This window comes from Nocardia sp. BMG111209, assembly GCF_000381925.1.
Lineage (GTDB): Bacteria > Actinomycetota > Actinomycetes > Mycobacteriales > Mycobacteriaceae > Nocardia.
The window spans coordinates 297036-317962 of the sequence record NZ_KB907307.1; the positions used below are offsets into that span (position 1 = coordinate 297036).

Consider the following 20927-nt stretch of genomic DNA (forward strand, 5'->3'; position numbering starts at 1 on the left):
ATCCGAGGGAGCCTGAACGGGATTCGTTCGGTCGCGTCGGCGCGTGATGCGCGCGCGATCACGCGGTCTCGGCCGCCAGCGGCTGCTCGTCCAGGTGATCGGCCAGGGTCTCGGGATACCAACCGGAGCACAGCAATTCGATGCGGTAGAGGTATCCGGTGGGACGCGGGCGGCGGAAGTAGAGGGTCGTGGTGTTCTCGTGGGGGTTGTAACCGCCTCCGTCGCGGACCATGCCGTCGCCCGACAGGACGTCGCACAGTTCGCGGACGCGGTCGGTGGTCGGGTCGGCGGCGAAGGCGAGATGGCTCTCGGTTTCCGAGACTCGTTCCCGGGCCGCGGCTTCCGTGAGCTCGCTCGGCGCCACGAAGATCTCGAGTTCCCGGATCGTGCGGTCCGCCAAGGTCGTATGGGCGTGCACGATGTGGACGGGCGGCGCCTCCGTCAGCCCGTTGCGGATCCGCAGCCGGTCCCGGACGATCGTGCTGGGCACCGGGAGCGAACAGCGGAATCCCCGGCCCGCCAACGCGGACACCAGATCTCGCTCGTCGTCGGGGAAGACCAGTAGCGCGGCGTGCACGAAGCTGGAGCGCGGGGTCAGCAGGTGCGCGACATCGGGAACCACCTGAGCGGCGATGGTCAGTGGGTCGGCGCCGATAACCAGGTCGATCAGGCGGTCCAGGCGCGCGGCATCCAGCACAGGTAAAACCATGATTCACAACCCTCTGGACGGCCGGGCCTCAGGCCCCGAAAATCGGTTCGCCACAGACAATTCGCGCGACGCCGGGCAAGTTGTTCGCCTCGGAGTATTGCACTGCGGCGGGGCAGCGGCCACCGGAGAAACGTGGATCACGCAGAGTTAACCAGGCGGTCGTGATCTGCACACCGAGCGGCCCGCACGGCATCGCGCGGACCGGCGCTCAGTTCACCAATTCCAGGACGCCGCGGGGATCCCACGGCATCGGGCCGGTCGGGAAGCCGCACCGTACGAGGCGGTGCGGGGCCGCCGCCTCGATGTGCACGACCGCGGGTGGGAGGAAGCCGCTGAGCATCTTCTCGACCATGGCGTTCAGGCCGGAGAGCCGGGGGCGCAGCCGGACCTGCCAGCAGTCGATCGGGCCCAGGGGGACGTCGAGGACGGTGCGCCGCTCGACCTTGGCGCTCACCGGGATGTGGACCGAGAAGGCCAGCCACAGGGCGATATCCGTCTCGGCGCCCTCGGTGAGGTCCAGGCCGCGCAACAGGGTCAGGCCGGCCGCGAGCGGCATGAGGCCGGCGGGGAAGGGGGCGATTCCGGCGCCGATCTGCAGGTGGGCCGTGCCGAGGAAGTTCGCCTCCTCCCGGCTGACCACGGTTGTGCCCGAGCGGGTTTCGGCTCGGTAGCCGGCGGCCTGGAGATGGTCGCCGGTGCGCCGGAATTGCTGCTCGACGGTGACGGTGAAGTCGCCCGCGCTCAACTGGACCACCGACAGGTAGCCGTCGCGGTCGTGGCCGGTGATGCCGACCAGGTCCAGCGCGGGCGGCCGATCGCCGAAACCGACGGTGTAGACGGATTTCTCGCCGTCGGGGATGCCCGGATCGCGGAAGATGAGGCCCGTCATGACTGCTGCTCCCGTGCGGCGGCGGCGAAGACCGCTTCGAGCCGGGTGACGTAGCGGGCCACCGAGTCGTGCGCCACCGGGGTGTCCGGGTGGATGACGCTCAGGGTGGTGCCGGTCGCCAGGCGGTTGATCCAGATCAGAACCTGTTCGGAGGCAGCGCGATTGGTGTACAGCCCGCACGATGCCATGTCGAAGAATTCGTTGCCGGGCAGTTCCCGCGCGTCGACGTAGGAGATCATCGGGCAGGCCCAGCCCGGGTTCAGGTCCAGATCGGTATCGGCGGGCAGCAATTCGACCACCCGTTGGAACGAGGTGGTGGTCAGGCGCAGCCCGTTCTCGTAGGCGTGCTGCGCGCGCTTGACGATCCGGTCGAAGGAGGTGCTGAGGCCGAGCGGGAACGCCACCGGCAGCAGCGTCACGTACCAGCCGACCGAGGCGCGTTCCGCGGCGGTGCTGCGGGTGGTCACCGGGGTCATGCCGAAGTAGTAGTCGCTGTCGGCGATCTCGCGTTCGGCCAGCGCCACCGCGGCGAAGACGCCGCCGACGAATTCCGCGCCGTTCGCGCGGCACCGCCGCTCGAAGCGGGCGGCGGTGTCCTCGTCGAACAGGGTCACCGTGCGATGGGCACTGCGGTTGTAGATATCGGTGCGCCGGCCGAGATCCAGCGGGAACGACGGCAGGGTGCCGCCGTTGCCCCGAATCAGCTCCAGCCACTTGCGAACCCCGGGTGAGGTGAGCGACATCCGGTCCGTGTACGCGCGTTCGGCCGTGCAGTAGTCGACGTAGCGGGCCGCGGGGTGAAGGGTTTCCGGGGTCTCGTCCCACACCTCGTGCGCGTAGAGCAGGGCGAGGTCGAATCCGGACAGGTACTGGCCGAAGCCGTCGGTGTGCAGGTGGTCGACCGCGAGGTACAGCGTGGTCGAGCCCTCGCGCTCGATGACGCCGAAGGTGAAGCAGTCCCAGTCGAAGGGGCCGGGGGTGGTCTTCTGCACGTGGTCGCGGACGGTGGCCGGATCGTCGACCCAGCCGTACTCGACCGGGACGAAATCCACATCCGACTCGGGGACCAGATGGCGTTCCAGCGCGCCGCCGGAACCGAGGCGGAACCAGGTGCGGAAGGTGTCGTGCCGCAACAGGAATGCGTTGACGGCGCGGGTCATCGCGGCCCGGTCCAGATCGCCGGTGGGGATCTCGGCGGTTACCAGGCACAGGCCGGAGTACCGGAACTCCGCCGCGGCGTGCTGGGCGGCCAGGCGCAGATACTGCTCCTGCTGATGTGAGGGCGGGGCCGGGTGGACCGGCGCCAGCCGGGCACGCGCCGCCGATTCCGGCGACGCCACCCAGCCGGTCAACCGGCCCGGCGCCGGATCCCATTCGTCGATCAGGCCGAAAGCGACCATGGCGCAACCTCGTTTCGACGACGTGCGGTCACGACGCGGCTCCGACCGGTTCCGGAGCCGGGGCGGTCCCGGTGATCGGTGCGACCGGATCCGGTGATCCGCCCTTGGCGGATTCCGCGGCCAGGATCAGTTCGGCCACCTTCGGGCCGGCCTGCTCCAGGCTGAACGATCGGCCCATCTGCAGCGACATCAGGTCGATGCCCAGGGTTTTGGTGACCCGGGCGCCGAGTTCCACGGCCATCAGCGAATCCAGGCCGAGTTCGGGCACGGGGACCGTCATATCGATCGATTCGACCGGGACACCCATCACCACGGCCAGTTCCTCGGCCATCTTGCGGGCCACGAAGGTGCCGCGCTTGCCCTCCTCGATCGCGGCCACCTCGGCCCGCAGCCGGGCCAGTTCCGAGGTGTCCTTCGCGGAGACCTGCGCCAGTGCCATCGTGCGGCCGGTCCGGGTCAGCTGCGGGAAGGTGCCGGTGAGTTTGGCCCAGTCGGTGGGGATGATGCCCGCCCGCGAAATGCCCAGGCGCAGCGTCTGTTCCAGGTACGCGGTGGCGTCCGCCATATCGATCGGGTCGAATCCGACCAGGTCGAGATATTTCACCGCCGTCTCGTCGGCGGCCATACCGCCGGTCGCACCGGACAGATGACCCCAGCCGACGCACAGCGCCCGCTCGCCGGCCTTCGCCCATTCCTGCGCCATGGTCTCCACCGCGACATTGGCGGCGCAGTAGTTGTACTGGCCGTAGATGCCGTACATCGAACCGCCGGAGGAGCAGAGCACGAACATGTCCGGCCGGATCCCGGCCCGCGTCACCGCCTCGTGCAGTACCCGGGCGCCGTGCACCTTGGGCCGGTACACGGTGTCCAGTTCCTGGAATGTCATGGCCGCCAAGCGATTGTCGGCGACCGAACCGGCCGCGTGGAACACCCCGCGCAGCGGATGCGCGTCGGTGTGCGCGCGGCCGACGAGCGCGGCGACCGCCGCCGCGTCGCCGACGTCGGCCAGTTCCCGGACCACGTCGACACCGGTCGCGTGCCAGGCCTCGAGCTGGCGGCGGGCCTCCTCGGTGGTCGCGCCGCGGCGGCCGACCAGCACCAGCCGCCGCGCCCCGCGCAGGGTCAGCCAGCGCCCGATGGCCATTCCGAAGCCGCCGAACCCACCGGTGATCAGATAGGTTGCGTCCGGGTCGATCTCGACCTGCGGCAGAGACGGCCGCACGGCGGGCAGCGGCGAATCCATCCGCAGGGCGATGCGGCTCAGGCCGGTCGAGCGGATGGTCTCCTCGAATGCGCTTGCCACATCGTCGGTTTCGAACATCCGGTAGTGCAGCGGTGTATAGGTGCCGGCGAGCACCTTCTCGTAGACCCGTTGCAGCAGCGCGATCAGCCGCTGCGGGTCGGCGGCGACCAGCCGGTCCAGATCCATCGAGTAGTAGGCCACGTTCTTGTCGAAATTGGCCATCTCCAGCAGACCGCCAGTGTAGATGTCGGCCTTGCCCACCTCGACGATGCGGCCGAATTCGGCGACGGCGTTGAAGTTCTGGCGCAGGATCTCCCCCGGCGCGCTGCTCACGACGACCTCGACACCCCGGCCGCCGGTCAGCGCGAGCACATCGTCGACGAAATTCAGTGAGCGCGAGTCGATCGCGTGATCGGCGCCGAGCGCGAGGACGTGGGCCCGGCGCTCGTCGGTGGAGGCGGTGCCGATGATGCGCGCCCCCAGATCCTTGGCGACCTGGATCGCGGCCGTGCCGACACCGCCGGCGGCGCCGTGGATCAGCACGGTCTCGCCGGGCCGCAGCCGGGCCAGATCGTGCAGCGCGTATTCGGCGGTGCCGAAAGCGATGGTGCTGGTGCAGTATCCGGGATCCGCGTCCGGTGGCAGTGCGATGGCCCGGGCCCGGTCGACCAGTACGTAGCGCTGCATCATGCCCTTGGCGGCGATCGCGACCAGGTCGCCCACCGCCAGATCGGTGACGCCGGGGCCGACCCGGACCACGTCGCCGACGCCCTCCATCCCGGGGACGGTGCCGAAATAGGTCGGCGCGAGCTCACGTTCGCCGAGCAGGCCGATGACCTTCAGCGGATCCTTGTAGTTGAGGCCGATGACCTTCATCCGGACCTCGACCTGCCCCGCACCGGGTTCCGGGCGCGGGCACTGCCGCCAGGCCAGCGCGGACAACATGCGGGTGCGGGGCAGTTCCAGCGCGAAATTGGCCTGCGCGTCGGTCAGCGGCGTCGCGGTGTCCAACTCCGCCAGGCGATCCGGGAGCGGTTTGGTCACCAGCGGGCTCCAGCGGGTGCCGGAGCGCAACGCGACCTCGTCGGTGTCGTCGGTCCAGAATGCCCCGGGGACAGCGAGTTCGGTGACCAGGTCGGCGACGGCGGTATCGGCCGCCACGTCGATCAGCCGCCACCGCAGCGGGGTCTGCTCGTTGAGCAGCACCCGGTGCGCACCGGCGAGCGCGGCCTGCGCCGGATTCGCGGGAGTGGGGTCGCCGGGTACCGCGAGCGCGCGCTCGGTCACCAGGGTGGCGTGGCACCGGCCGTCCTCGAATTTCGCCACGGCCTGCCCGGCGCCCTCCGGATACGCGAAGTCGTGGAGCGCGACCGCGATTCGCTTCAGGGCCCACAGGTCGGCGAGGTCGTCGCCGGCGGTGCCCGCGACCACGACGACGTGCACCCGGTCGGCGCCGTCGGCCCGTGCGACCGCCAGCGTCGCGGCGAGACCCGCCTCCGGTTCGTCGCCGGGCAGGCCCGCGAGATGCAGCCGCGCGCCCGGGATCGCCTCGGCCAGCGCGTGCGCGCGCTGGTCGGCGCTGCCGAGGGCGACGACCACCGTACTCACCGAATCCGCCGGCAGCGCAGTCGGATCCAGGGGATCGCGGGCCTGCATGGTCTCGGTGTAGAAGAAGTCGGCCATCCGGCGCATCGGGTCCTGGCCCGGGGTGAGTGCGCCGATCTGCAGGCCGCTCAACCGCATCACGAGGTTGTGGTCGTCGTCGAGCAGATCGACATCGGCGCGCAGCCGCGCCTTCGGATCGGTGCGGGCGACCACGGTGATCCGCTCGGGCAGCGGAGCGACCAGTCGCACCGCCGCGACGCCGACCGGCACGAGAGTGCCCTCGTCGATACGGGATTCGGCGAACAGCAGGGCCGCGGTCTGCATGGCCGCGTCGACCACCGCCGGATGTGCCGCGTGGCCCGAGCCGGCGGCGATGCTGCCGTCGACGGTCGCGGTCACCGCGTCGCGGCCGACCCGCGCGGTGAGTACGCGGCGGAAGGACGGTCCGTAGTGCAGCCCCGCCGCGGCCAGGCCGCTGTAGAACAGCTTCGGGTCGACGTCGACGCCGACCTCGATCTCCGGGACCTCGACCTTGGTCTGCCGGTGACTGCCGGTGAGCATGCGCCCGGACGCGTGCAGGGTCCACGCGGTGCCGGTGGCCGAACGGGAGCGGATGACGAAACGACCGCTGGCCTCCTCCACGGTCAGCGCGAGCAGCGGGACGTCCGGTGCGCCCATGATCAGCGGCGCCACGAACCGGACCTGTTCCAGCGCAACACGTTCGACGCCGAGTCGCTTCGCCGTCGCGCTGAGCGCCGCATCGAGGTACGCCGCGCCCGGCATGATCTTGATCCCGTTGACCACATGGTCGGCCAGCCACGGCAGCAGTTCGGTACCGACCTGCAGCAGCCAGTCGGGCCGGCCCTCGACGTCCGGATCGCCGAGCATGGCGTAGCTGCCGGGAGTGCCGAGCCGAGCCTGTTCGAACAACGGCAGCGCCGAATGCAGCCGGGTCCGCTGCCACGGATACCTCGGCAACGGAACGTGCGGGGTGGCAGCCCGATCGGGCGGGAACAGGGCGGCGAGGTCGAGCACACCCGCGCCGTGCAGGCCGATCAGGGTGCGCCGGATGCTGTCGGAGTCCGGCTGTTTGCGGTCCAGCGTCGCCACCGTGGTGCCGTTGACCTCCGCGCCGAGCAGCGTCTCGCGAATGTTGCCGGACAGCACCGGATGTGGGCCGACCTCCAGGAAGACCCGGTGCTCGGCGACGAGTTCGGTGATCGCGTCGGCGAAACGCACCGGCAGGCGCACATTGTCGCACCAGTACTGCGCGTCCCAGTCCGGCCCGGTCACCCGGGTGCCGGTGACCGACGAATACAGCGGCACGGTCGGCGTCGTAGGTGCCAATGTGGCCAGGGCCGTGCGCAATTCGTCCAGGATGGGGTCCATGAGTCGGCTGTGGTAGGGCACCTCGACCCGCAGGGGTCGCGCGAAGATGCCGTCCTCGGTGAGCTTCTCGCCGATCTCCTCCAGCCGGTCGACATCCCCGGAGAGGGTCAGGGAGGTCGCGCTGTTGATCGCGGCGATATCGACCCGGGGGTCGCCGGCGACGAGTTCGAGGGCCTGTTCGCGCGACATGCCCACGGCGAGCATGCCGCCGGAGCCCGCGGTGGTGGCCTGGAGCCGGGCCCGATGGTAGGCCACCCGGATCGCGTCGGGCAACGAGAGCATCCCGCTGACGTACGCCGCGGACACCTCGCCGACACTGTGGCCCACGATCGCCGCCGGCACGATGCCGTACCGTTCCAGTTCGCGCACCAGCGCCACCTGGACCAGGAAGTTGGCCGGCTGGGCCACCTCGGTGGCGGTGACCCGTGACAGGTCCTCCGGCTTCAGCAGTTCCTCGATGATCGACCAGCCCGACAGCGCCCGGAACCCGGCATCGATCTCCGCGGCGGTGTCGGCGAAAACGCCCGGGGTGGTCAGCAGTTCGCGGGCCATACCCCACCACTGCGGGCCCATGCCGGAGAACACGAACACCGGTTCGGCGGTCCGCGCGACGATGGTGCGCACCGCGTCGCGGCCCTCACCCGCGGCGAACGCGTGCAACTCCCGCACCAGGTCGCCGGTGTCGCCGAGCAGCAGGCCGGTGCGGAACTGGTGGTGGGCCATCCGCGTCCACGCGGCCTCGGCCAGCCGCTCCGGTTCCGCTCCGGCGGTGATCAATTCGGCGAAGCGCCCGGCCAGTGCGCGGGCCGCGCCGGTGCTGCGCGCCGAGATCGGCAGCACCCCGTAGTGTTTCGGCTCCCGTGCCGCCTCGACGACGGTGGCGGGCCGGTATTCGCTCAGGATCGCGTGCGCGTTGGTCCCGCCGTAGCCGAAACCGTTGACCGCCACGGCCATCGGCGGGGCGTCCGCGGGCAGCGGTTCGGCCTCCACCTGGACGTGCAGGCCGAGTTCGTCGAAGGGGATGTCCGGATTGGGCCGGTCGATCCAGCCCTGCGGCGGGAGGGTGCGGTGCCGGATGGCCAGGGCCGCCTTGATCACGCTCGCGATGCCGGCCGCGGCCTCGGTGTGCCCGAGAGTGGACTTCACCGACCCGACGCCCAGCGTCCGCGCCCGTTCGGCCGGAACACCGAAAACCCTGCCCAGCGCGCGCAATTCGACCGGATCGCCGACCAGCGTGCCGGTGCCGTGCGCCTCGACGTAGGTGATCGACGCCGGGGTGAGACCGGAGCGGGCGCACACCGTGCGCGCCAGCGACTCCTGGGAATCCACGTTCGGCACGGTGATCGCGGTGGTGCGGCCGTCCTGGTTGGCGCCGGTCGCCTTGACCACCGCGTAGATCCGGTCACCGTCGCGCACCGCGTCGTCGAGCTTCTTCAGCGCGACCATGCCCGCGCCCTCGCCGCGGCCGTAGCCGTCCGCGGCGGCGTCGAAGGATTTGCACCGGCCGTCGGGGGCGAGGAAGCCGCCCTTGCACATCAGGACGAAGGTCTCCGGTTGCAACATCACGTTGACGCCGCCCGCGAGTGCCACGTCGCAGTCGCCGTTGGCCAGTGCGGTACAGGCCAGATGGAAGGCCACCAGCGACGACGAGCAGGCCGTGTCGACGGTGAGCGCGGGCCCGATCAGGTTGAGCGCGTACGAGATCCGATTGGACAGCATGGTGTACGACGCGCTGGCCGGCGTGTGCATGTCGGTGTGGAACAGCGCGGGGCCCACGACGCCGATCACCGACTGGTCCACCACGAAACCGCCGACGTAGACGCCGACCGATCCGCCCGCCGCGCGCGGTGCGATCCCGGCGTCGTCGAGGGCCTCCCAGGTGACCTCCAGCATCAGGCGCTGCTGCGGGTCGAGCACCGTGGCCTCGCGGGGTGAGATACCGAAGAAATCCGGATCGAATTCCCAGGGATCGGTCGTCATGAAGGCGCCGCGCTTGGTGTAGCTGCGGCCCGGGGTGCGGGGTTCCGGGTCGTAATAGCGGCGATAGTCCCAGCGATCGGACGGGATGTCGACGACGCCGTCACGCTTGTCCAGGACGAATTCCCAGAACGTGTCCGGTGAGTCGATCCCGCCTGCGAACCGGCAGCCTATGCCGACAATCGCGATATCCGACATGCACCCCTCCAGGGTCGGATCGGTGTGATTGGCAACGAGTTTCGGCGACGCGAGAATGCGGTTGCTGGCTGTGCCCGCTATTTCGGGGATACCTCACAAACTGATCATGATTGGACTGTGAAGTCTCGAATGTGTCGAATCAGGCGCTGTCGAACCGATTGTGGCTGCCTATGTTTCAGGTGACCGGCGGATGCGCCGGTATCGATTCTCGGTGGGAGCTGCGATGTCGGGCGAGTTCACCGGCTGGGCGAATCTGGTGGTGCGGCGGCGGTTCACCGTCCTCGTCGTGATGGTCGGCGCGCTGCTGGCGCTCGGCGCCTACGGTCTCGGGCTGCACGATCACCTCGGGGTGAGCGGATGGGACGATCCCGGTTCGGAATCGGCACAGTCGGCGCGGTTGCGGGACCACGCATTCGGGCACGACCACGCCGCCGATGTGCTGCTGCTGTTCCACGCGCCGGCCGGGACGACCGTCGACGATCCGCACTTCGCCGCCACCGTCGTGGACTATCTCGACGGTCTGCCGCAACGCTTTCCGGCCGAGGTGGACAAGATCAACGGCACCTATTGGGCCACCGAGACCGGGCTGGCCATGCCGGAGGTCTTCGGTACCGAGCAGCGCGACTACGCCTTCGCCTCGGTCGCCGTCCGCGGTGACGACGACACCACGCTGCTGAACAACTACCGCCGGATCGCCGACCGGCTCTCGTTACCGGGGGTCGACATGGAGATCGCGGGCCGGCAACCGATCGCGCTCGCGCTCAACGACACGATGGCCCAGGATCAGCGCCGGATGGAGCTGTTCGCGATTCCCGCCGTGGCGGTGTTGCTGTTCTTCCTGTTCGGCGGGGTGGTCGCCGCGGCGCTGCCGCTGGCCGTCGGTGGGCTGACGGTGCTGGGCGCATGGGGGACCGTCCGCTTCCTGACCGGCTTCATGGAGGTGAATTCCTTTGTGTCGCCGGTTGTTTCGATGATCGGGCTCGGACTGGCGATCGACTACGGACTGTTCATCGTGAGCCGGTTCCGGGAGGAGCTGGCCGCGGGCCGCGAGGTGGCGGACGCGGCGCGGGCCGCGGTGGCGACCGCCGGCCGCACCGTGCTGTTCTCCGCGACCGTCGTGGTGGCGGCGGCCGGCGCGATACTCGTTCTCCCGCAAGGCTTCCTGCGCTCGTTCGCGGTGGGTGCGATGGTGACGGTGGCGCTGGCGGCGCTGGTCTCGGTCACCGTGCTGCCGGCCGTGCTGGCGGTGCTGGGCCGGCGGGTGGATTTCCTGGGGTTCAACCGATTCCACGCCCGGCGCGCGGATGCCGATCAGCGCGGCAATCCCTGGGGCCGGATCGCCGGGTGGGTGATGCGCAGGCCGATCGTGGCGGCGGTGCCGGTGCTGGCGATCCTCGTGGTGCTCATCGCCCCGGTGCGCGATGTGACCTTCGGCGGGATCTCCGAACGCTTTCTGCCGCCGCAGCATCCGGCGCGCACGGCCCAGCAGGATTTCGACGAGCACTTCCCGCTGCGGCAGACCGATCCCGTCGAGATCGTGGTGATCACCCCCGCCAGCGCCGACATCGATGCCGTGGTGGCGTCGGCGAACCGGGCCCCGGGCCTGAAAGCGCCGTTCCCCGAACCCTTCCACGCGCCGTCGCAGCTCGGCGTCTACACGACCTCGACCGGCGTGCGGGACGCGCACGCCGCGGGGGAGACCATCGACTATCTGCGGTCCATGCCGGTGCCGAAGGGGGTGATCGTGCTGGTCGGCGGTCAGTCCGCGGTGGAGCGCGACAGCGTGGCGGCGCTGGCGCACCGGATGCCGTGGGTGGTCGGGCTGGTGTTCCTGATCACCGCGGTGCTGCTGGTGCTGGCCTTCGGCGCACCGGTGCTGCCGTTGCAGGCCGGGCTGCTGAACCTGCTCGGGCTCGGCTCCACGCTCGGCGTGCTCACCTGGATCTTCGCCGACGGGCACGGCGCCGGGCTGTTGCACTTCACGCCGCAGCCGATCATGGCACTCGTTCTGGTACTGATCATTTCGGTGATCTACGGCCTGTCCACGGATTATCAGGTGTTCCTGCTGGCTCGGATCCACGAGGCGCGGGCGAACGGCACGTCGGACACCGAGGCGGTGCGGCTGGGTATCGCGCGCACCGGGTGGATCATCACCGCCGCCGCCCTGATCCTGATCGTGGTGTGCGGGGCGTTCGCGCTGTCGGATCTGGTGATGATGCAGTACATCGCGATCGGCATGGCCACCGCGTTGTTCATCGACGCCGTCGTGCTGCGGTTGCTGTTGATGCCGGCGATCATGCGGGTGCTGGGTGCGGTCTGCTGGTGGACCCCTCGGCTACCGCGCCGCCGGGCTGCGCGGAGCGAGGTGGTCACTATGGACGAGATCGATGCGCCGCGTGCGGAATTCGAGGATGCGACGGCCGGATAGCGGTCGGTCAGGGGGTAGCGGCCCGGCTCCACGGCGTCGCGGCGGCCGCGGCGCGGCGGTCGGGCAGCGCCAGCGCGAGGACGCCGAGACCGAGGGCGGCGACGGCGATCGCGCTCAGCATGGTCATGGCGCCGGTCAGCGTGTGCGCGCGGAAGAACAGCGCGCTGAGCACCGCGAGCCCGACCGAATTGCCGATCTGCTCGACGGTGGGCAGCAGTCCGGACGCCTCGTTCACCGCGTCGTCGTCCAGGCCCGCGAGCATGATGGGCTGCAACGGGACACCGAACACCCCGACGCCGAAGCCCGCCAGGAACACCGGCACCGTCACCAGCGGCAGGTCGATCGCCCCCGCGCGCATATACAGGTAGCCCACGCCCACCGCGACCAGGCCGCCGAACCCCGCGACGCCGGCGGCGAGCGCGCGGATACCGAAGCGGTGCACCAATCTCGGCGACAGCACCGCGCCGACGCCGGCCCCGATCGCGAAGGGGGTCATGGCGATTCCGGTGCGCAGCGCGGAGAATCGCAGCACCTCCTGCAGCAACACCGAGACGGTGAACACGAAGGCGGTGAACAGCCCGAAGAAGACCGTCACCAGCACCGAGCCGATCCCGAATCCCCGGTCGCCGAACAGATCCAGTCGCACCAGCGCGACCCCGCCGCGGCGCCGGGTGGCCCGCTCGTGGGCCGCGAACAGCGCACCGAGTGTCAATGCGGCGGCGGTACAACCCCATTGCCACGGCCGCCATCCCGCGTGCCCGGTGTCCGCGAGCGCGAACAGCAGCAGGAACAGTGCGGCCGTGGCGATCACGGAGCCGCGCAGATCCAGCGGCGGGCGCTGCGGGGCCGGGCCGATCCGCAGGTACCTCGCGGCGAGGCCGACGGCCAGGACGCCGAGCGGCAGGTTCATCAGGAAGATGACGTGCCAGCCCAGCCCGAACGGATCCACGGTGATCAGCACGCCGCCGAGGATCGGGCCGAGCATGCCCGCGAATCCGGCCGTGGCGCCGTAGGCGGCGAAGGCGTACGGCTGGTGGTCGCGGTGGAAGGAGGCGGTGATGATCGCGATGGTCTGCGCCGCCATCCCCGCGCCCGCCACCCCCTGGACGATCCGCGCGATATCCAATTCCACCGCGCCGGTGGACATTCCGCACCACAGCGAGGCGGCGGTGAAGGCCGCCGCCGACCACAGGAACATGCGCCGGCGGCCCGCGATCGCGCCGAGCCGGGCCGCGGTGAGCAGTACGCACGCGAAGGCCAGCGAATAGCCCGCCACGAACCACAACTGCTGGGAGCGGGTGGCCCCCAGCTCGCCGGTGATGACCGGCAGCGCGGTGGTGACGATCGTGACATCGATCATCTGCATGAACACCGAGATCAGGCAGGCGCCGAAGGAACCGAGCGCCACCGCCGCCTCTTTGCGGGTCATCGCAGCGACTCCTCGAACATCGGCCAGGCTCGGTGCAGATCGTCCTGCCAGTAGCCCCAGGAATGGGTGCCGGTGGGCCGCAGATCGAAGGTCGCGGGAATCGCCAACGCGCGCAGCCGATCCTGCAACTGGCGGGTGCAGGTGTTCGCGATCGCCTCCAGCGGCATCCCGAACAGGAACTGGTAGATCAGCTGGACCGCGTCGCCGTGTGTGTACCCGAGATTTTCGTTCGCGCCCGGCAGGCCGTTGCCGGAGGCCACATAGACGGCGGTGCCCCGCAATCGGTCCGCGTGCAGATAGGGGTCGTTGGCCGCCCACGCCGGATCGTCGGGCGGCCCCCACATATCGGCGGCGGTGCCGCGCTGGGTGCCGACCACGGTCGAGACGATGGCTTGGCCGGTGGGGTCGCTGGTGCGCGCACAGCCGCTGAAGGAACCGATCGCCCGGTAGAAACCCGGTGCGGCGAGCGCCAATTGGAATACCGAGGTCCCGGCCATGGACACCCCGGCGATGGCATCGGCGCCGGTGCCGCGGAATTCGCGATCCACGATCGGCGGCAGTTCCCGGGTCAGGAACGTGGTCCAGCGCTGCTTCCCGAGTACCGGATCGTCCGTTCGCCAGTCGGTGAAATAGCTGCCCGCCCCGTCCATCAGCACGACGACGTTGACCTGCCGGTCGGCGAGGAAATCGTCGAGATCGGTGTGGTCGAGCCAATTTCCGTCCGAACCGCCGCTGGAACCGTTGAGCAGGTACAGCGTCGGCGCCGGCGCGGCCGGATCGGCCGCGCGCAGCACCGTGATCCGCACGCCCCGCTCCATCGCGGCCGAATACACCTCGAGTTGCGTCTGCCGGCCGGGCCCGCGCCCGAGCTCCCGGATCTGCGCGGTGTCCGCGCGCGGGGGATCGGCATGCGCGCCGGCCCACCCCCAGCACAGCAGTAGCGAAACGGCGAGCAACACGATGCCCGTTCGCCGCGAGTATCCCGGCATGTCGACTCCTGCCCCGATGCGATGACCCCGAACCGGAGTCAAGGACATCCGGGCACCGGCCCGCCCGTCATTCGGGCAATACTGTGGCCGTTACCAATCCGCTCGCGCGACGCTGGGTGGTCCTCACCGCCCGCGGAAGATCGGCGGGCGTTTCTCGGCGAAGGCGGTGAAGGCCTCCGCCATGTCGGCGGTGGCCACGTTGACGGCGACGGCCGCGGTCTCGGCCTCCAGGGCCTCGTCGAAGCCGGTGGTCGACGCGGCGTCGAGGAGGCGTTTGGTCAGCGCCAGGGCGATGGGCGGGCCGTCGGCGAGGCGGCGGGCGTAGGCGGTGGCGGTTTCGGTGAGGCGGTCGGTGGTGGTCACCTCGGTGACGATGCCGAGGGTCTGCGCCTGTGCGGCGGTGATCGTATCGCCCAGCAGGGCAAGGCGTTTCGCGGTGTGCAGGCCGACGATCCGGGGGAGCAGCCAGGAGCTGCCGGTGTCGGGGGACAGACCGCGCCGGACGAATATCTGGCTGAATACCGCGTCGTCGGCGGCGATCACGAGGTCGCAGCCCAGCGCCAGGCTCATCCCGGCACCGAAGGCGGCGCCGTGTACCGCGGCGACGGCCGGTTGCGGGAGCCGGTGCAATGCGCGGAAGGCGTCGTTGATCGGGCGCATGACGGTGCTCGGGTGCTCGGTCGGCAGTCCGTCGCCGAGATCGGCGCCGGCGCAGAATCCCTTGCCGGCGCCGGTGATCAGGACCGCGCGGTCGGCGCCGGTCACCGCGATCTCGTCGAAGATGTCGCGCAGCTGCGCGAAATCGGCGACGGTGAGCGCGTTACGGCGCTCGGGCCGATCGAGGGTCACGTGCGCGATTCCGTTGTCGCGCTTCAGGAGTATCGGCATCTCAGTGGTCCTCGGGGTGTTCGCCGCTGTCCGCGTTCATCATGTCGCGGATGCGGAATCGCTGGATCTTGCCGGAGGCGGTCATGGGGAACGCGTCGACGAAGCGCCACACGGCGGGCAGCTTGAAGTACGCGATCCGGTCGCGCAGGTATGCGGTGAGTTCGGCGGCGGTGACCTGTGAGCTCGGGGTCCGGATCACCGCGCCGGCGACCCGCTCCCCGAGGCGCCGATCGTCGAGGCCGACCAGGATCGCGCCGGCGACACCCGGATGGGCGAGCAGTACCTCCTCGATCTCGGCGGGGTAGATGTTCTCGCCGCCGCGGATGATCACGTCCCGGGCGCGGCCGGCGAACGCGAGGTACCCGTCGGCCGACATCGAGGCGAGATCGCCGGTGGCCAGATACCCGTCGGGGCCGGTGGTCTCCGCGGTCTGCTCGGGCATGCCCCAGTAGCCGAGCATGGTGCACGGCGACAGGACGCGGATCTCGCCGACCGCGCCCAGCGGTACGGTCCGGCCGGACTCGGGGTCGACGATGCGGACCGTCGTACCGGCGACCGGGCGGCCGATGGTGGCGCCGAGGGTGGCGGGATCGGCGTCGGGTTCGGTATCGGTGATGGTGGGGCATTCGGACTGCCCATAGGTGGTGACGATCACCGCGCCGAAGGCGTTGCGCACCTTGTCGATCAGATGCTGGGTCACGGTGGCGGCGCCGGTCGCCACCGAGGTCAGCGCGATCCTGCGGCCGGATTCGAGGACCCGGTCCGCGATGTCGTCGATCATCGTCGGTACGCCGCCGATGCGGGTGATCTCGCCCAGATCGAGCAGCCGCAGCATCTCGGTCGCGCTGAACCGGTCGATCACCACCATCGCGCCGCCGTTGACCAGACCACCCAGGATCACGTGGCAGAAGCCGCCGACATGGTGATACGGAATGGGATTGAGCCAGACGTCGTCGTCGGGGATCACGTCGTGGGCGGCGCGCAGCGCGGCGGAACTCAGCAGGGCGCGATGACTCTGGATCGCGCCCTTGAACCGGCCGGTGGTCCCGGAGGTGAACTGGATCAGCAGCGGCGCCTCGGGTGCGACCTGCGGTAGGTCCCCCGCGGGAACCGTTGCGGCCCAGTCGTTCAGGCCGGCGAGGTCGTGGACCGGGATCGGCCCGGCGGTCTCCCGCGCTCGGCCGGTGAGGGATCCGTCGTCGCGATCGAGGCCCGCGAACACGATCGACGGTGTGGTGAGGTCGATCGCGTAGCGCAGTTCGCTCGCGGTCCACGCGGTGTTGAACGGGGTGGCGATCGTGCCCGCGAGCGCGCAGGCGTAATGCAGGATCACCCACTCGACACTGTTGCGTGACCAGATCCCGACCCGGTCCCCGGGTGCGACGGTGGTCGCGAGCGCACGAGCGACAAGCGTTGCCGCGTCGGCGAGTTCGCCGTAGGTCAGCTGCTCGAAGCGATCACCGACCGGCCACAACAGGGCCCGCCGATCGTGGATCTCCGGCAGCCGGCGGGCGAGCAACTGCGGTACCGACTCCTCGATCAGCACGTCCGACACCGGCGTCACCCATTGCGACGACCCGGCCGGTGTCGCGGCTGTCGCCGTGGAGAACCGTTGCCGCAGTAGCTGTTTCTGGAGTTTGCCGGTTTCGGTGCGGGGCAGGTCGGTCACGAAGCGGACGGTGCGGGGGGCCTTGTAGTGGGCGATCCGAGTGCGGACGAATTCGATGATCTCCGTGGATAATTCGGGGCCGGGTGTCGCCCCGGGGGCGGGTTGTACGACGGCGGTGACGGATTCGCCCATCGTCTCGTCCGGTAGGCCGATCACCGCGACGTCGTGGACGGCGGGGTGCAGGGCCAGCGCGTTCTCCACCTCCTGCGGATAGATGTTCACGCCGCCGGAGATGATCATGAAGGACTTGCGGTCGGTCAGGTACAGGTAGCCCTCCTCGTCGACGTAGCCGACATCGCCCGCGGTGGTCCAGGTCGGATGCTCGGGATGCCTTGCGGCGGCGCTCTTCTCGGGATCGTTGTGGTACACGACGCGGTGTTCGGGGCGGTCGCCGTAGACGGTGCCGATCTGCCCGGCGGGCAGTTCCCGGCCCTCGTCGTCGCAGATGTGCAGGACGCCGATGATGGGTCTGCCGACGGTGCCGGGGCGCTGCAGCCAGGTGGGGCTGTCGACCATGGTCATGCAGTTGCCCTCGGTGTTGGAGTAGTACTCGTACAGCACCGGGCCCCACCAGTCGATCATCGCCTGCTTCACCTCCACCGGGCACGGGGCCCCGGCGTGGACCGCGCGGCGTATCGAGGACACGTCGTAGGCCGCGCGAATCGCGTTCGGCAACCGCAGCATTCGGATGAACATGGTGGGCACGAACTGGCCGTGGGTGACCCGCAATTCGTCGATCGCGCGCAGCGCGCCCTCGGCGTCGAACTTCCGCATGATCACGACCGTGCCGCCGAGCGCCTGCACCGATCCGGACCAGCGCAGCGGTGCGGCGTGGTAGAGCGGTGCGGGGGAGAGGTAGACGGTGTCGGGGCCGACGCCGAAATGGTTGCGCATCATCGTGAGCATGGGTTCACCGCGCGCGTCGCCGATCTGATACGGCGGCAGATCCGGCCGCACGCCCTTCGGGAATCCGGTCGTGCCGGACGAGTACAGCATCGGTGTCCCGTGCGGCTGATCCGCGGGCCGGACCGGGGACGCGGCGGCGAGGCACTCGTCGTAGTCGTCGTGGCCGGGGACCGGGCCGTGGAAGGCCAGGCGCAGCCGGACCTTCGGCGTGCGGTCGGCCACCGCCGCCGCGACCGCGGCCAATTCGGGTGTGCCGCCGGAGACCACCAGCGCGGCGGCGCCGGAATCGTTCACGATGTAGGCGACCTCGTCCGCGGTCAGCGAGCGGTTGATCGCGGTGAGGTACAGGCCGGAACGCAGTGCCGCCCAGTACACCTCGAAGGCCCGCAGGGTGTTCTCGGTGAGCAGCGCGAGCACGTCGCCGGGACGCAGTCCGGCCGCCCGGAGCGCATTCGCGAGGCGGACCGAGCGCTGCTCGAGCTGCCCGTAGGTGAGCACCTCACCCGTCTCGGCCAGTACGGCCGCGGCCCGATCCGGGTCCTCGGCGGCGTATGTGGCGGGATACAGCATCCCGTCGTCCTTTCACTTCGTCGGAGCCGGCGGCGTGCGGTGGGCCCCGCTGCCGGCATCCCACTGGTCGAGTGGATCTTACCCAACCATACGGTCGACTACGGGCGACCGATGGGATTTCGGCGGAGGCCGCGCGATGTCGCACGGCCGTTACCTCGATTGACCGCCCGAAGTGCGGACTGCTACTGTCTATAACCAACCACTTGGTGGGTTAAAATCGCCGAACCCATCACTCGCAAGTCAGAAATCGAGACGGATATGCGTACTCGCGCCGCGGTGCTGAGAGACCCCACGGCCCCCTATTCGGTCGAGGAGATCGAGTTGGCGGATCCCCGGGACGACGAACTGATCGTCCGGGTGACCGGCGTCGGGATGTGCCACACCGACATGATTCCCCGCCTGCTGCCGCCGGGAATCTTCCCGCTGCCGATGGTGCTCGGGCACGAGGGCGCGGGGGTCGTCGAGGCGGTCGGCCGCGGCGTGACCGCGGTCCGGCCCGGCGATCACGTGGTGCTGAGTTTCGAGTCGTGCGGTGCGTGCGAGCGCTGCCACCGCGGGGAGCCGTCCTACTGCCACCATTTCGACCTGCTGAACACCTCGGGTAAGCGCCGGGACGAGTCCGCGGGTGCGGTCTCCGCGACCGGGGAGCAGATCGCGGCCCGCTGGTTCGGTCAGTCGAGTTTCGCCGAGCATGCCGTGGCCACCGCGCGCAATGTCGTGCGGGTCGATCCCGATCTGCCGCTGTCGTTGCTGGGGCCGTTGGGCTGTGGCATCCAGACCGGTGCGGGGTCGGTGCTGCTGGAGATGGGTGTGCGGCCCGGTGAGACGATCGCCGTCTTCGGCGCGGGGGCCGTCGGCCTGTCCGCGGTCATGGCGGCGGCGCTGGTCAACGCCGGCGCGATCATCGCCGTCGACGTCAATCCGGCGCGCCGGGAGCTGGCGCTGGAACTCGGGGCGATCACTGCCCTCGACGGCGCGGATCCCGAGATCGCCGCGCGGATCAGGGATCTCACCGGCGGCGGGGTGAACTACGCCCTCGACACCACCGCGATCCCGAGCGTGATCGTCACCGCGCTGAGTTCGCTTGCGGTGCGCGGCTTCTGCGGTCTGGTCGGGGTGGGGCTCGAGGAGATCCCGCTCAATCCCTATCTGCTCGGCAACGGCCGGTCGATGTCGTATCTGCTCGAGGGCAGCGCGGTGCCGCAGGTGTTCATCCCGCAGCTGATCGAGCTGTGGCGGCGCGGCAGATTCCCGTTCGACAGGCTCGTGCGGACCTATCCGTTCGCCGATATCGACAAGGCCGAGGCCGATTCCCGGGCCGGACTGACCGTGAAGCCGGTTCTGCTCACCTCCGACGAAGGGTCGCTGTAGTCATGACGCCGGAACATCATTCGATCGACATCTCCTCCCAGGCGTTCTGGGACAGCACCTTCGACGAGCGGGAGCGGAGCTTCGCGCGGCTGCGCACCGAGGCCGGCCCGACCTGGCATGCGCCGCTGCCCGCGGATTTCCCCTATACGGAGCCCGGATTCTGGGCGGCGACCACGCATCAGGACATCGTCTACGTCAGCAAGAATTCCGAGCTGTTCACCTCCGCCGAGGGTGTCGCGGTCAGCCCGATGCCCAAGGAACCACAGGTGGCGATGTCGTTCTTCCTGACCATGGATCCGCCGGAACACACCATCTTCCGGAAGCTGATCGCCGCCGCGTTCACCCCGCGCCAGGTCAAGCGCATCCAGCATCAGATCGAGCAGACCGCGCGGGTGATCGTCGACGGGCTGATCGGCGCGGGCGACGTCGATTTCGTCTCCGCCTGTTCGAGTCTGCTTCCCATGCACACGGTTTCGGACATGATCGGGATCGATCAGAAGGATCGCGAACCGGTCCGCCGCGCCGCCGAGGCGTTGTTCGGCGCCGGCGAGGAGAAGATGGCCACCGATGTGGACAGCCTGACGATCATGCTCACCCAGGTCGAACTGCTGCGCAACGCCGCGATCGAGATCGCCGAGGCGCGCCGCCGCAAGCCCGAGGACGATCTGATGACCAATATCGTCCAGGCCGAGATCGACGGTCACCGGCTGACCAACGACCAGATCGGTGCGTTCATGATCCTGTTGTCCTCGGCCGGCAACGACACCACCAAACAGACCACCTCGCACGCGATGCTGGGGCTGGCCCGGAATCCGGAACAGCGGGAATGGCTGCTCGCGGACTGGGACGGCCGGATCGGCGGCGCCGTCGAGGAATTCGTGCGCTGGGCCTCGGCGGTGATGTCGTTCTCGCGACGGGCCACCCGCGACACCGAGATCCGCGGCTCCCGGATCAACGCCGGCGACAAGGTCGCGCTGTTCTACTGCTCCGGCAATCGCGACGCGTCGGCGTTCGGGGGTACCGCGGACGTCTTCGACATCACGCGGAACCACAACCCGCACATCGGCTTCGGGGGCGGCGGCGTGCACTACTGCCTCGGCAGTCATGTGGCGAAGACCCAGCTGCGGGCGCTGTTCCGCGAATTGCTCACGCGGACACCGAAGGTCGAGATCGGCGAACCGGTGTGGCTGAAGAACACCTTCGTCCACGGCATCAAACATCTACCCGCCCACTTCCCGGCCTGAACCGCCGGTCCGAAGCGATCGAC

11 protein-coding genes and 1 pseudogene are annotated in these 20927 nt (G+C 69.7%); 3 read left to right on the plus strand and 9 right to left on the minus strand.

Going from position 1 to position 20927, the window contains the following annotated elements:
- Positions 1–58: 58 nt before the first annotated feature.
- The 4 genes from G361_RS41770 to G361_RS0101190 all read right to left on the minus strand — a co-directional run bounded on the left by G361_RS41770 (position 59) and on the right by G361_RS0101190 (position 9410).
- On the minus strand, positions 59–709 hold the full coding sequence (locus tag G361_RS41770; RefSeq protein WP_155981235.1) for a hypothetical protein: 651 nt from the start codon (positions 707–709) through the stop codon (positions 59–61).
- Positions 710–917: 208 nt separating this feature from the next.
- Positions 918–1598, minus strand: coding sequence for a hypothetical protein (locus G361_RS0101180; RefSeq protein WP_019925208.1), 681 nt, complete (start codon positions 1596–1598; stop codon positions 918–920).
- Positions 1595–2998: a condensation domain-containing protein gene (locus tag G361_RS0101185; RefSeq protein ID WP_019925209.1), complete on the minus strand. Its 1404-nt coding sequence runs from the start codon at positions 2996–2998 to the stop codon at positions 1595–1597. The genes G361_RS0101180 and G361_RS0101185 overlap by 4 nt, the downstream gene beginning before the upstream one ends.
- A gap of 28 nt (positions 2999–3026) precedes the next feature.
- A complete protein-coding gene (locus G361_RS0101190; RefSeq protein WP_019925210.1) occupies positions 3027–9410 on the minus strand; it encodes a type I polyketide synthase in 6384 nt (2127 codons plus the stop codon).
- A gap of 223 nt (positions 9411–9633) precedes the next feature.
- Here G361_RS0101190 and G361_RS51575 point away from each other — a divergent pair, with 223 nt between their 5' ends.
- On the plus strand, positions 9634–11838 hold the full coding sequence (locus tag G361_RS51575; RefSeq protein WP_019925211.1) for an MMPL family transporter: 2205 nt from the start codon (positions 9634–9636) through the stop codon (positions 11836–11838).
- A 7-nt stretch (positions 11839–11845) separates the two neighbouring features.
- Here the strand turns inward: G361_RS51575 and G361_RS0101200 are convergent, their stop codons facing one another.
- From G361_RS0101200 to G361_RS50660, 5 genes and pseudogenes are all read right to left on the minus strand, one after another.
- Positions 11846–13267, minus strand: a complete 1422-nt coding sequence (locus G361_RS0101200) for an MFS transporter (protein WP_019925212.1) — start codon at positions 13265–13267, stop codon at positions 11846–11848.
- Complete coding sequence (locus tag G361_RS0101205; RefSeq protein WP_019925213.1) at positions 13264–14256, minus strand: alpha/beta hydrolase family protein; 993 nt, start codon at positions 14254–14256, stop codon at positions 13264–13266. The genes G361_RS0101200 and G361_RS0101205 overlap by 4 nt, the downstream gene beginning before the upstream one ends.
- A 123-nt stretch (positions 14257–14379) precedes the next feature.
- Positions 14380–15144, minus strand: coding sequence for an enoyl-CoA hydratase/isomerase family protein (locus G361_RS0101210; protein ID WP_019925214.1), 765 nt, complete (start codon positions 15142–15144; stop codon positions 14380–14382).
- Position 15145: 1 nt separating this feature from the next.
- On the minus strand, positions 15146–16708 hold the full coding sequence (locus G361_RS50655) for a class I adenylate-forming enzyme family protein (RefSeq protein WP_231386984.1): 1563 nt from the start codon (positions 16706–16708) through the stop codon (positions 15146–15148).
- Positions 16709–16750: 42 nt separating this feature from the next.
- Positions 16751–18286, minus strand: a pseudogene (locus G361_RS50660) (acyl-CoA synthetase); the annotation flags it as partial.
- A 261-nt stretch (positions 18287–18547) separates the two neighbouring features.
- On the opposite strand from G361_RS50660, the gene G361_RS0101220 reads away from it, so the two are divergent.
- Positions 18548–19660, plus strand: a complete 1113-nt coding sequence (locus G361_RS0101220; protein ID WP_019925216.1) for an NAD(P)-dependent alcohol dehydrogenase — start codon at positions 18548–18550, stop codon at positions 19658–19660.
- 2 nt (positions 19661–19662) lie between these two features.
- The gene (locus G361_RS0101225; RefSeq protein WP_019925217.1) at positions 19663–20904 is read left to right on the plus strand and encodes a cytochrome P450; all 1242 of its coding nucleotides are present in this window, start codon (positions 19663–19665) and stop codon (positions 20902–20904) included.
- Positions 20905–20927 lie beyond the last annotated feature (23 nt).

Coding starts and splice junctions, on each gene's coding strand:
- G361_RS41770 (WP_155981235.1), bottom strand. CDS start 709: ATGGTTTTACCTGTGCTGGATGCCGCGCGCCTGGACCGCCTGATCGAC.
- G361_RS0101180 (WP_019925208.1), bottom strand. CDS start 1,598: ATGACGGGCCTCATCTTCCGCGATCCGGGCATCCCCGACGGCGAGAAA.
- G361_RS0101185 (WP_019925209.1), bottom strand. CDS start 2,998: ATGGTCGCTTTCGGCCTGATCGACGAATGGGATCCGGCGCCGGGCCGG.
- G361_RS0101190 (WP_019925210.1), bottom strand. CDS start 9,410: ATGTCGGATATCGCGATTGTCGGCATAGGCTGCCGGTTCGCAGGCGGG.
- G361_RS51575 (WP_019925211.1), top strand. CDS start 9,634: ATGTCGGGCGAGTTCACCGGCTGGGCGAATCTGGTGGTGCGGCGGCGG.
- G361_RS0101200 (WP_019925212.1), bottom strand. CDS start 13,267: ATGACCCGCAAAGAGGCGGCGGTGGCGCTCGGTTCCTTCGGCGCCTGC.
- G361_RS0101205 (WP_019925213.1), bottom strand. CDS start 14,256: ATGCCGGGATACTCGCGGCGAACGGGCATCGTGTTGCTCGCCGTTTCG.
- G361_RS0101210 (WP_019925214.1), bottom strand. CDS start 15,144: ATGCCGATACTCCTGAAGCGCGACAACGGAATCGCGCACGTGACCCTC.
- G361_RS0101220 (WP_019925216.1), top strand. CDS start 18,548: ATGCGTACTCGCGCCGCGGTGCTGAGAGACCCCACGGCCCCCTATTCG.
- G361_RS0101225 (WP_019925217.1), top strand. CDS start 19,663: ATGACGCCGGAACATCATTCGATCGACATCTCCTCCCAGGCGTTCTGG.